The organism is Paenibacillus sp. FSL L8-0436 (assembly GCF_038593025.1).
Taxonomy (GTDB): Bacteria; Bacillota; Bacilli; order Paenibacillales; family Paenibacillaceae; genus Paenibacillus_AQ.
Map to the genome: position 1 here is coordinate 6,274,764 of NZ_CP151955.1, position 12,558 is coordinate 6,287,321.

The following is a 12,558-nucleotide window of genomic DNA, read 5'->3' on the forward strand; positions in this document are numbered from 1 at the left end:
AAACACTCCCGTCATTATTGTTTAGGTTTAACCAGCTTCTGCGTCAAACGGTCAAGCAGGATCGCTATAATTACAATGGCAATCCCTGCTTCGAAGCCTGCGCCAGTCTTAGCCTGGGATACCGCCCGGTATACATAGGCCCCTACCCCTTGTGCGCCGATCATCGACGAAATGACGACCATCGACAGCGACAGCATAATCGTCTGATTAATACCGGCCATAATCGTTGGCATGGCAATCGGAAGCTGCAGCTTAAACAGCTTCTGGCTCGCCGTCGAACCGAACGCATCCGCAGCCTCTACGAGTTCCGGCGACACCTGGCGTATCCCCAGGTTCGTCAGACGGATCGTAGGTGGAATAGCAAATATAATAGAAGCAATGACTCCGGGAACTACGCCAAGCGAGAAAAAGGATACCGCCGGCAGCAGATACACAAATGCAGGCATCGTCTGCATAAAGTCCAGTATCGGAGTCACAATATTTTGAACAGTCTTACTCTGCGCGCAAAACACGCCAACCGGAACACCAATCAGCACAGCAAGCAGTGATGCAGTAAGCACAAGGGCCAGGGACTGCATAGAAGGATCCCATAGACCCAGATTGTCGATCAGCAGCAGCCCGATCACTGCGAATAAAGCCATCCGCCATTTGCCGATCCAGTAAGCCAAGGCGGCGATAATCACCGTGAGGACGATAGCCGGAAGGAAGGTTAAAGCCGCATCGATTCCGTCCACCATACCTCCAATAACCGCATGAATGAGATCAAAGAACGGCCCGAAATACGTAGTCAGCCAGTCCTCCAGCCATTCAATCCCCTTGCCTATAGGTAATTTAGGTAAATTCATGAACCGATGCCTCCTTCCGGTACCGCATTGCCTGCAAGGGCGGAAAGTACTGCCCCTTTAATCACAATGCCCTTTAGCTTATCCTCTTCATCCACTACCGCAACCGGCAGATGTGTCTCGGACATCAGCTCGAACAGGTCGTTCAGCAGCGTGTCCGGACGTACACGGGGAATTTCACGGACCATCACTTCAAGAATGCTTTTATTCTCCTTGAGTGCCTCCAGCGCGTTCTCTGCCGTAAGTACGCCTTGCAGCTTCATTTCATTGCTCGCCACATAGAGACTGGATACGCCGCTGTCCCGCATCAGCTGAAGCGCAACACGCGGACCGCGTTCCGGCCGGATCATTTCCGGCTGGCGCATCACATGCGCAGCTGTCAGGACTTTCGACAAGTCTACATCCTCCACAAACCGCTCCACATATTTGTTCGCAGGCTGAATAAGGATCTCTTCCGGAGTGCCGATCTGGACGATCACCCCATCCTTCATCAAAGCAATCCGGTCACCGATCCGCAGGGCCTCATCCAGGTCATGCGTAATGAACACGATCGTCTTCTTCACTCTTGCCTGCAGCTCCAGCAGCTCCTGCTGCATATCCTTGCGGATCAGCGGATCAAGCGCACTGAAGGCTTCATCCATCAGCAGAATATCGGGGTCATTGGCAAGACCGCGCGCAAGACCCACACGCTGCTGCATGCCTCCGCTCAATTGATCAGGGCGGTGGTTCTCCCAGCCTTTAAGGCCTACAAGCTCCAGTGCCTCCATGGCAAGCCGGGTTCTCTCTTTTTTCTCCACGCCCTGTACTTCAAGACCATATTCGGCATTAGCCAGCACCGTGCGGTGCGGAAACAAGGCAAACTTCTGGAAGACCATGCCGATATTTTTACGCCGGAACCGGCGCAGCTCTTCGGGATTCATTTTGACCACATCATTGCCTTTAAAAAAGACCTGGCCCCCTGTGGGCTCAATCAGACGGTTCAATAAACGGACTAGCGTGGATTTGCCACTGCCTGACAAACCCATGATGACAAATATTTCTCCTTCTTCGATGCTGAATTCAGCCTTGTTGACACCAACCGTCAATTTGGCTTCACGGGCAATCTTCTCTTTAGACCAACCTTGTGCTAGTAATGGGAGTGCCCGTCCCGCATCATGACCGAATACTTTGGTAAGTTCTTTTACCTCTATAATTGCCATGGTGACCTCCTTCTTCCCCTTATATTTCACGTTTGTGCTCCTCAACAAGTGTAACGGAGTTGTGAAAAGCGACGCAAAGTGCATATTCGCTAAAAAATTAGTGTACAGTTTTAACTTTACGTACTTTACGTATAGAATACTCTGTTTTACGCCATATTCCGTTCTGCATGAATTCTTTACTTATTGCAGCAGATTTGATTACAATACATTGGAGAGGTTTGCAGTTTATTAGCCTAATCCTCAGGAGGGACATCATGAACGATTTAGAAGGGCTTCCGCCCGAGCAAATAGAGAAAATCAGCAAGGTCCGCGAGCGGGTCATTGATTCCATTGGCAAAAACATGGATTTGTACGGAATCACCCTATCCATTGGGCATTTATACGGTTACATGTACTTTAATCAAGGCCCCGTAACGCTGGACGAGCTAAGCCGTACGATGGGAATGAGCAAAACATCCATGAGTACAGGAGTGCGCACCTTACTTGACCTGAAGATGATCGACAAGGTGTGGGGAAAAGGAACCCGAAAGGATCTGTTCGAGGTCGTTCCCGACTGGCATCAGAATTTCAGTGACTATTTCTCAATTAAATGGAGAAAAGCCGTCGAGGGAAATATGTCCGCACTGGCTAAATCGCTTGCTGAAATCAAACAAATAAAATCCGAGTATGCTGACAATCCGGATGTTGAGAAGCTCCTGAATACAGACGAAGCAAAAATTGAAGAAGCCATCAAGTACTACCGCTGGCTGCTGAAGCTGATTGAAGCCCTGGAAACCGGTAAGATATTCGACTTCATTCCCAAAGAAAAGTAAGCACGGAGCGTGAGCTCCCTGCTGCACCGCATAATAAATACGGCCATGGCCCCGCAAAGGGGCTATGGCCGTTTATTATTTACCATTTGCTGCGGATTTATAAATGAAAATTCAGACCGAAATCAGTTTCGGAAATAACGGCTGCGGATTGACTTGTATCAACAAGTTTAATAGACTAGGAATAACTGATTTTTGCAACGGATAAAGTGTAAAGCGATGGACCAAAACCGCAGTATATCAGTCTTTTTCCCGGAATTCATGATCAGTCGGAGGGTGGCTTTACCATGCAAATGAATATTAAAAAGATTGCCGAAATGGCAGGTGTTTCCGTCTCAACGGTTTCGAAAATCATGAATAATTACAGCGATGTTTCGGAAAAAACGAAACAGCGGGTGCTGGAGATTATCGAACAAACCGGATATTCCCCCTCGAATTCCGCGAAAACACTGGCCACCAAAAAATCGAGTCTGATCGGGGTCATTTTTGCCGGTGAATTTAATGTCGAATTTACCCATCCTTTTTTCATCGAGGTGCTGAATTCCTTCAAGAAACAGATGGGTGTGCTGGGGTACGATCTGATTTTTTTCTCCAACGAGAAATTTATCAGCAGCGGTGATTATTTCGCGCGCTGCCAGCATTTTCATGTGGACGGCTGCGTGATCATCTCCGGGCAGAAGATGGAGCCCGCAATCCGCGACCTCGATATGAGCAGCATTCCCTGCATCGGCGTAGATCTGGAGCTTAAGGGTAAAAAATCCGGGTATGTGATGTCGGACAACTATCAAATCTCCTCCAAGGTCGTGGAGCATTTCTATCTGCTGGGCTACAGGGAGCTTGGCTTTATCGGCAGTACGGCGGATTCGGATATTTCCAACCGGCGGGAAGCAGGGTATATCAAGGCAATCGAAGATTTTGGTCTGGCGATGAATCCCACGTGGTTCGTACATGGAGAGGATTTCTTTGAAGCCAGCGGTTATGCGGCCATGCAGCCTCTCATCGAGAAAGGCAGCCTGCCGCAAGCGATCTTTGCCGCTTCAGATTTGCTGGCACTTGGGGCCATCCGCGCCTTGAAGGAGCACGGACTGCGCATCCCTGAGGATATCGCCATCATCGGCTGTGACGATATTGAGGCCTGCAAATACACCAGCCCTACGCTGACTACGATCCGCCAGAACAAAGAACGGCTTGGCGTACTTGCAGCTCATATGCTGTTCGATCTAATTAACAATCAATCAGAAGGCGGTTCGTTTGTCGTTGAACCGGCGCTAATCGTCCGCGAATCCTGCGGCAGCCGGTTGAATGCTAAACCTCACCAATCCTCTTTATAAGCCCCTCGTTCGAAATCGTCCTTAAACTTTTTGTCCCTCTCTGCCGCATGTTTCTGCACTGAAGGAGAATTGACAATTTTACGGACGATCCAATACAACACTATAAGAAATACGATACCAAACAAGATTTCGATCACTGGCAATAGTCGTGCCTCCTTTGTCTTATAGATTAAAAGCTTGATCAGCTTTTGCCTATAAGAATATTCATACCGGCTGATCTCTTGCACCCGGTCTACGCTTCTGATGGTCTACGCTTCTGACCGGCTTCGTTTCAGGACCCGGTTCACCTGCTCTGAACTCAGCATCATCAATAGCAAAAACGCCAATACGATGGCCGGAAACAGGCTGATGCTAATTCCCGAAGCGATCAGACCAAACAATGGGGGCAGCAAGGTTGTTCCTGTATAGGCGACTGCCATCTGGTACCCCATTAATTGCGCGGAGTTCTCTTTGCCGAAACGGGCCGGTGTTTCATGAAGCAGCCCGGGATATATCGGCGCAAGCCCCAGCCCGATCAGGATGAGTCCAACGAGGGTCATAACATCAGGCAGTGGAAGAAGTAACAGCAATCCTCCCAAGGCAGCTATAAGCTGACCCGCCAGAATCAGCACCCGGTTGCTGATCTTTAGGGTCACAAATCCGGTAATCAATCTGCCGATTGTGATTCCGCCATAGTACATAGAAATCCAGCCTGCGGCTAATTCGGCTGACACCTCTCTTGCCCCTACTAAATAGCTGGCCCCCCATAACCCGACCGTGGATTCGACACCGCAATAAAACAAGAATGCGAGAAGCGAGAATTTAACGCCTTTGAGACGAGTGGGATGAACCTTCACTTTGGCAGGCGGGGAACTGATGCCGGTGTGACTCCCCTCGAGCCCGTCAGACTGGGTTTCGTTCGAATTCCCAACCTCTGCAGCATGATGCAGTTTCGCTACCCGCTTCCATAACGGAAGGGTAACAAACAAAATGGTTACCAGACCGAACTGGATAATTGAAACGGCCGAATAGCCTTCTCTCCACGAATTGTGGTTCGCAATATAATAGGACATGATCATCGGCCCCGCCGTTGCACCGACACCCCAAAAACAATGCAGCCAGCTCATGTGGTGCGCTTTGTAATTATCGGCTACATAATGGTTGAGCGCAGCATCTACCGCTCCGCCTCCAAGCCCCAGGGGAATAGCCAGAACCGCCAACCAAACCAGTGAAGGCGCGAAGGAAAAGCCCAGCAGCGCACCAGCGGTCATACAGCAGCTGATCAGGGTAATCGTCCCTGTGCCCAGCTTTTTAATGATGCTGCCGCTTACCAGACTTGAGACGATGGTCCCTCCGGCAATGATCATGGAAATGAGACCCGCCGATCCAAAGGGAGCGCCGATTTCCAGATGCAGCACCGGCCAGGCGGACCCCAGCAACGAATCGGGAATGCCCAAGCTGATAAATGAAAGATAGATAATGATTAGAAACCAAGTTGCCATAGTTATGTTTCTTCCTCTCTGTGATTTCCCGGATAACAGGGCATTAATTGCCCCAAATATCAGGCTCCAGCTGTTTTAAGGTTAGCCAGCGCATGCCTGCCTCAAAGTCTTCATGAAATGAATCGAGCAGAATGATGCTGGGCATGGAAGGCATTGCATGTTGAGTTCTGTACAATTCCCAAGCGCTGCCCCAGGTTTTCTCATCCATCAGGCTCTGGTAAATAACAATTTCATCAGGAGCAAGCACAACATTCACCGTATGAATAATCGTGCAGGCTGCCTCTATAAACATCTCAGTCTTGACCGGATTGTTCCAGTCCACCTCCACCGGAAGAAATTTAATTTCACCGGCCATGCCGTCTTTGCCCTTCACTACACTCCCGTTCAAATAAATCCCCATGCCGGGAGGATAGGATCTTGGAAAATATACACCAAGCACACATTGATTATCATCTTTCTCGGTTCGGGAACAGTACCCGCTGATCGCAGCATTCACATCGTTTTCCAACACAACCGGCAATCCAAATTGCTCCTGTATAACTTCGCTCAATCTTACGCCTTTCAGCTGGTCATGACTGCTTACTTTGATTTCCCCATTGACTGACTGGCCGGGAATACCGATCCCAATCACCTTGATGGTAGGGTGTTTCGACAAATATTGCTCAATCAATTCATAAAACCGTTCAAGATTGAACAGCGGTATGCCGTATTCTTCCCGCTCTATAATCTCATCCCCTAAATTAATTACCGTCACAACAACTACATCCTCACCCTGCTTCTCATTCATATGAATGACCAGCGCCAGGCTAAATCCGTAATTGTAACGGTAAGTAAGCGCAGGTCTGCCCCCATTGGATGGGACCGTTTCGTCTTCCGACAATTCACCGAGCTGAACCAATTCCTTGACCAGTGAATTAATAGTAACCACGCTTAGCTTGGTCAATGCGGCCAGCTGTGACTTAGATCCCGTTCCAATCTGTTTCATGGCCTGCCGCACAAGGTTGAGATTAATATCTTTGATTAAGTAACCGTTCGCCTTCTCCATAAGCATCCTCCGACATATAATAAAGTCACTTAATAAACCCTATTTAATTAGTATGCAGCGAGTAGTCTGTCCTTGTCAAGCCTATAAGGGGCAAGTGGAGATCTGAACACAAATACATCATTTAGGCCATAAAAAACCAGCCGCTTCCGGGGAAGACGGCTGGTTCCGGTTAAAGCTGCGCCGGAAGCCCGACCTGCGGGTCCAGCGCCAGCTTTAGGAGTTGACCGGCATGGGCCAGACCCGCGCCGAATCCGTACAATAGAATCTGCTGTCCATTCAGCACTTTGCCCTCGCGGACACCCAGGTCCAGAGCGAGCGGTATGCTTGCGGCCGACGTATTGCCGAAATATTCAAGGCTGTACAGAGCCTGCTCAAGAGGATAATCCAAGCGCTCACAAATGGGCTCGATCATCCGCAGGTTGGCGCTGTGCGGAATCAGCCAGTCCACTTGCGCAAGCTCTGCCCCCGCATTTTTAAGCACCTGCTGGATGCCTTGGGGGACGGTTCTTACCGCCCAGCGGAAAACCTCCCGGCCATTTTGCACCAGCTTGCCTGAATTCATCAGTTCAATACCGTTCACCTTATGCGACAGGCCCGTGCGGTACACATGATGTGCTCCGCCGCCGTCACTGCCCAGATGGAAGCCGAGGAAGTTGTCCTCCTGCTCACCGCTCTCCACAAGAACCGCCCCGGCCCCATCCCCAAAAAGAATACAGGTGCTGCGGTCGGTATAGTCCGTAATTTTGGACAGCGCATCTGCCCCAAGAACCAGAACCTTGCGGTGCAATCCTGATGCGACATAAGCGTGGGCCGTATGCAAGGCATAGACAAAACCTGCACAGGCGGCGCTCATATCGACAGCTCCGGCGGTAAGCGGAATCCCCAGACGGTGCTGAATTATGGATGCTACAGAAGGAAAAGAAAAGTCAGGCGTGCTGGTAGCCACAATAACCATATCCACGTCCCCGGCAGATTTGCCATAACGCTTCAGCAGATCCTGCGCGGCGGAAACACATAAATCGCTGGTATATTCATCTTCACGGCTGATTCTCCGCTCGCGGATTCCGGTTCGCTGGACAATCCACTCATCGTTCGTCTCTACCATCTGTTCCAAATCGCTATTGGTCAGCCTCTGGACTGGCACATAAGATCCAATCGCTGTAATTTTCGCACCCGTCAATGAAATCACCTCTTTAATAGTATCTGGTCTTAGTACTTGGTACTAATTATATGCGATACCTGCTAATATTGCAAAGGAAAAAGCCGTAAAGTGAATATTTCCCTGGACTCGCCGAAGATCAAAAAAAAGAACTATGGCCTAAACAGGCCACAGTTCCTAGTAAACATATTAAACAAAAGATAAACGGGTAAGCGGCAGCATAGCTTAGGTACAGCACCGTAACATTCCGGTGTATGCTCTTAGCATCGTGCAACTATGTGTTTGCCGGCTCTACTTCCACCTGCTCCACCAGCTTTTCCGGTTGGGCGGTGTTTCTTGAACGGCAGTTGATGATTTCAACCTCTTCACCATTCTCGATATAAAAGGCCGGGCCTTCATGATTCTCAACCGTCACCTGCTGGAACCGGACATCCCGTACATTCCCCAGAAAAAATCCGCGGTTGTTCATATCCTCAATGCCTGTCATCATGTCGGGCTGGCCGGGAACGGCATTCTTGGCCATTGAAATATCGACATTCGAAAAGGTAATCTCCGAAACATACTGCTCCGCCAGCCCATACAGGAAACCTGCAGCCGCATGGACACCCCGTGCGGTAATACTCTCAAAATGAATCCGTCTAAACGTTGGCGTTTCCGCCGTAACGGGATACGGATTTTTGTCCCAGACATATTTCTCTTTGCCGCGGGGCCCGCAGAAATAATACAGGTTAAGTGTAAAGGGGCAAATCACGTCCTCCATCACAATGTTGCTGACGCGGATATCCTCAATCGTCCCTCCGCGGCCCCGTCTGGACTTCATGCGAATGCCGCGGTCGGTCTGCTTGAACACGCAGTTGCTGATCGTCACATTGCGGATATCGCCGCTCATTTCACTGCCCAGCACCACCGCCCCATGGCCGTGATTCATCGTACAGTTGGTGATGGTTATATTCTCGCAGGGAATCCGCTCTTTCGTATCCTCAGTTCCCGCCTTGATTGCAATGCAGTCATCGCCTACATCAATATTGCAGTTGCTGATGCGTACACCCGAGCAGGATTCCGGATTAATGCCGTCCGTATTCGGTGAATCCGCCGGGTTCAGGATCGAGATATTGTCGATCGTCACATTGCTGCAGCAGATCGGATTCACCGTCCAGCTCGGTGAGTTCAGCAGCGTTACATCCTTGATCGTAACCCGGCTGCAGTTGTTAAATCCGATCAGCGTTGGACGGGGATACTCCAGCGCCTCCGGGTGATTCCTGTGCTTGTTCCACCAAGGGGCGCCATTGCCCTCCAGAGTTCCACTTCCGGTAATGGATATATTCACTAGATCCTCCCCGTAAATGCAGGACGCATGCACTTGCCGTTTCACGCCTTCCCATCTGGATTCCACAGCCGGAAAGTCCCCGGGCTCGGTGCTGAATGACAGAACCGCCCCGGGGCTTAAGTGCAGCTCTATGTTGCTGCGCAGCAGCACCGCCCCTGTTCTGAATGTCCCCGCCGGGATAACTACCGTTCCGCCGCCGTCTCTGCTCGCTGCCGCAATGGCATCCGCAATAGCTCCCGTTGCCGGCACTGGACTATCCCGCAGCGCTCCGTAATCCGCAATGTTATACATGGGTCCCCCTTCCTCTCGAGCAGCGCTCCAACCGCTGCAGAGCTTCCCGCTTCATCCTCTTACCTTCTGTACAAAGACTCCATCTCCACACAAGCCATGACGAGTGCCCCCACCCCATGCAGATCATTGCTGACCTTAGGCCGGGTGACATAATTCTCATAGTCGCCCGCCGAAGTGCCGATGCAGATATCCGGCAGGATCACGCGGCCCTGATCATCCTGCTGAAGCACCGAGATCAGGCCTTCATAGCCTTTTTGGGCTGCTGTCACCGCTGCTGCTTCTTCAGTAGCCAGACCCAATTTCACCGCTTTGGCGATGGTGTAGACGAACAGGCAGGACCCCGACGTTTCCAGCCAGTTATCCGGCTCATCGCCCTTATCCACGACCTGGTACCACAGCCCGCTGTCCTTATCCTGATAACGGATCAAGGCCTGCACGAATTCGCTTAGCGCAGCAGCCAGCTCCGCGCGTCCCGGTTCATCCGCCGGCAGCAGGTCCAAAAATTGCGACAATGCCAGACCGTACCAGCCCAGGGAGCGGCTCCAGAACTCGGGGGAGCAACCCGTTTCGGGATGAGCCCAAGGCATGCGCCGGCTCTCATCCCAGGCATGATACAAGAGGCCGGTAGCTTCATCCTTCATGTATTTGCGCATCAGCTTCTCCTGATGCAGCACGGTTTGCCGCAAGCCGGCTTCCCCGTAGGCATTGGCATATTTCAGCGAGAAGACTCCAGCCATATAGAGCCCGTCAAGCCACATTTGATAAGGATACTTATCCTTGTGCCAGTATCCGCCTTCGGCGGTTCTGTTTACTGTCAGCAGCAGATTTCTCAGCTTATCGGCAGCCGTCCGGTACTTGCCCTTTCCGGTCCGTTCATGCAGCGTGAACAGCAGCAGTCCTGCCTGAACTGCATCCAGCTCATCGCGGGCAAAATAGAAATTGCCCTGATCATCCACCTGATCATCCACATATTGACCGATGTACTCCAGATAGCGGTCCTCCCGGACAGCTTCCCAGAGCAGCTCCATCCCGCACAGAAACACGCCTTGATGGTAATGCCAGCGATGTGCAGGAGGAAGTTCTCCCGCTTGATAAGTATCCATTAAAGAGTCACAGGCTTTTTTTGCCCATTCCATGGGTGTTTTCGGCAGACTGCCTATCATCTTACTACCCCTTCCAACATAAGAATACCTGTCCTTTGGCGGTTAACCCTTCATTGATCCCAGCATAGCCCCTTTGGCAAAATGCTTCTGCAAAAACGGATAAACCATCAGAATCGGCAGGGTTGCCACCACGATAACGGCCATCTTGATCGTCTGATCCGGCGGCGGAACCGCAGCATCGAGCGAAGAGCTGTAATCCATCCCGCTGGCCAGCACGACAATTTGTCTCAGCAGCACCTGGATCGGCCATTTGGCGCTGTCATCCAGATACAGAATGGCACTCATATAGGTGTTCCAATACGTCACTGCATAGAACAGGGAAATTGTCGCAATCGAGGGCAAAGATAACGGCAATACAATCCGGAACAGGATGCCGAAGTCGTTGCAGCCGTCAATTTTGGCGGATTCCTCAAGGCCTTCCGGGATATTCTGAAAGAAGTTTTTGAGAATAATCATGTTAAACGCACTGATTGCCGAGGGAAGGATGAGCGCCGCATAGGAATCAATCAGCCCCAGCTCCTTCACCACCAGGAACGTAGGAATCATCCCGCCGTGAAACAGCATCGTGAACACAACCAGAAAGTTAATAACATTGCGCCCGTCCAGATCCCGTCTGGAGAGGCCGTAGGCCATTAAAGCTGTTATAAACATACTGAATACTGTACCGATGAGCGTAACCCCAATCGAAACTCCCAGTGCTCTAAAAATCGTATCCGTCGAGAAAATAAACTTGTACGCCTCAAAGCTCCATACTTTTGGAATCAGCACAAATTTGTTGGCCGCGAGCTCCGCACTGGTTGTGAAGGAGCCTGCCACCACATGGATAAATGGAAGCACCGTCACCAGTGCAATGAGGGCCAGCAGCGTAAAGTTAACAGCAGCAAAAATCCGGCCGCCGATCGTTCTGTCTTCTACCATTTGAATTCCTCCCGCATTTCTCTCAATAAACGCCTTCTTCTCCCATTTTCTTCGATAATTTGTTGACCGACATGACCATAATGAGTCCAATCACCGATTTAAAGAAGCCGATAGCCGTACTGTAACTGAATTGTCCTTGTCTCAAACCTGCGGTATACACGTACGTATCAATAATTTCCGCCACTTCCCGGTTCATGGAGTTGAGCAGCAGATAAGCGTGTTCAAATCCAAGATCCAGCACGGAACCGATTTTCAGAATCAGCAGTGTAATAATGACGCTTCGGATCGCCGGAAGGGTAATGTGCCAGACCTGTCTCAGCCGGCCGGCTCCGTCCATGCGCGCAGCTTCGTAAAGTCCGGGATCTACAGCCGCAATGGCTGCGAGATAAATGATGGTGCCCCAGCCTGCTTCTCTCCAAATGACCTGAATGATATACATTGGCCTGAACCAGTCGGGATTCAGCAGGAAATTCACCTTGGGAAGGCCGAAATAGACCAATAGCTCGTTAATAATCCCTCCGTCCATCGTGACCATAACGAAAGTAATGGAGACGACGATAACCCATGACATAAAGTGGGGCAGATAAACGAGTGTCTGGAACAATCTTTTGAAAAATGTGCCTCTCAGCTCATTCAGCATCAGAGCAAGGATAATCGGAATCGGAAAATAAAAGATGATATTCATCCCGAACAAAATCAGCGTATTCCCCAGGATATTGAGAAAATCCGGCTCCGCGAACAGCCGCTTGAAATGCTCAAGCCCTACCCAATTGCTGCCGAGGATCCCCTGATAAGGCTTGTAATCCTGAAAGGAAATGACCAATCCGTACATTGGAAAGTATTTAAAAATAACAAAAAACAGCACTCCCGGTATCAGCATGACGTAAAGCAGTTTATTTCTCCACAGCCGCTTTTTGAGTTCACTGCTGCTTTTGTATTTTTTGGGCTCCAGCTCAGGAATTGCGCTGGGCTGAGCGGTGACTTCCTGCATAA

At 50.4% G+C, this 12,558-nt stretch carries 12 protein-coding genes; 2 read left to right on the plus strand and 10 right to left on the minus strand.

What is annotated here, in order from left to right; translation table 11 throughout:
• Positions 1-14: 14 nt before the first annotated feature.
• Both NSS79_RS28995 and NSS79_RS29000 read right to left on the minus strand, forming a co-directional pair.
• Complete coding sequence (locus NSS79_RS28995) at positions 15-845, minus strand: proline/glycine betaine ABC transporter permease (protein WP_076114225.1); 831 nt, start codon at positions 843-845, stop codon at positions 15-17.
• Positions 842-2,041, minus strand: a complete 1,200-nt coding sequence (locus tag NSS79_RS29000) for a glycine betaine/L-proline ABC transporter ATP-binding protein (protein WP_076114226.1) — start codon at positions 2,039-2,041, stop codon at positions 842-844. The genes NSS79_RS28995 and NSS79_RS29000 overlap by 4 nt, the downstream gene beginning before the upstream one ends.
• A 254-nt stretch (positions 2,042-2,295) precedes the next feature.
• Between NSS79_RS29000 and NSS79_RS29005 the strand changes: the two genes are divergently transcribed.
• Entirely contained in the window at positions 2,296-2,853 is a 558-nt protein-coding gene (locus NSS79_RS29005; protein ID WP_076114227.1) for a GbsR/MarR family transcriptional regulator, read from the plus strand.
• A gap of 290 nt (positions 2,854-3,143) precedes the next feature.
• Positions 3,144-4,181 (plus strand): LacI family DNA-binding transcriptional regulator, encoded by a 1,038-nt coding sequence (locus tag NSS79_RS29010; protein WP_342440462.1) that lies wholly within the window; start codon positions 3,144-3,146, stop codon positions 4,179-4,181.
• Here NSS79_RS29010 and NSS79_RS29015 read toward each other — a convergent pair.
• The 8 genes from NSS79_RS29015 to NSS79_RS29050 all read right to left on the minus strand — a co-directional run bounded on the left by NSS79_RS29015 (position 4,163) and on the right by NSS79_RS29050 (position 12,556).
• Positions 4,163-4,324: a hypothetical protein gene (locus tag NSS79_RS29015; RefSeq protein WP_179091879.1), complete on the minus strand. Its 162-nt coding sequence runs from the start codon at positions 4,322-4,324 to the stop codon at positions 4,163-4,165. The two genes, NSS79_RS29010 and NSS79_RS29015, sit on opposite strands and share 19 nt — an antisense overlap.
• 105 nt (positions 4,325-4,429) lie before the next feature.
• The gene (locus NSS79_RS29020) at positions 4,430-5,662 is read right to left on the minus strand and encodes an MFS transporter (RefSeq protein WP_342437149.1); all 1,233 of its coding nucleotides are present in this window, start codon (positions 5,660-5,662) and stop codon (positions 4,430-4,432) included.
• Between the two features lie 43 nt (positions 5,663-5,705).
• Positions 5,706-6,707 carry an ROK family protein gene (locus NSS79_RS29025; protein WP_342437150.1) on the minus strand — a complete coding sequence of 334 codons (1,002 nt, stop codon included), beginning with the start codon at positions 6,705-6,707 and terminating at the stop codon, positions 5,706-5,708.
• Between the two features lie 169 nt (positions 6,708-6,876).
• Positions 6,877-7,887, minus strand: a complete 1,011-nt coding sequence (locus NSS79_RS29030; RefSeq protein ID WP_342437151.1) for a ketoacyl-ACP synthase III — start codon at positions 7,885-7,887, stop codon at positions 6,877-6,879.
• A 253-nt stretch (positions 7,888-8,140) separates the two neighbouring features.
• The gene (locus tag NSS79_RS29035) at positions 8,141-9,484 is read right to left on the minus strand and encodes a glycoside hydrolase family 28 protein (protein WP_342437152.1); all 1,344 of its coding nucleotides are present in this window, start codon (positions 9,482-9,484) and stop codon (positions 8,141-8,143) included.
• Positions 9,485-9,543: 59 nt separating this feature from the next.
• Positions 9,544-10,647, minus strand: coding sequence for a glycoside hydrolase family 88 protein (locus NSS79_RS29040; protein WP_342437153.1), 1,104 nt, complete (start codon positions 10,645-10,647; stop codon positions 9,544-9,546).
• Between the two features lie 42 nt (positions 10,648-10,689).
• Positions 10,690-11,565 (minus strand): carbohydrate ABC transporter permease, encoded by an 876-nt coding sequence (locus tag NSS79_RS29045; protein ID WP_340896642.1) that lies wholly within the window; start codon positions 11,563-11,565, stop codon positions 10,690-10,692.
• A 22-nt stretch (positions 11,566-11,587) separates the two neighbouring features.
• A complete protein-coding gene (locus NSS79_RS29050; RefSeq protein ID WP_038596257.1) occupies positions 11,588-12,556 on the minus strand; it encodes a sugar ABC transporter permease in 969 nt (322 codons plus the stop codon).
• Positions 12,557-12,558: the final 2 nt, after the last annotated feature.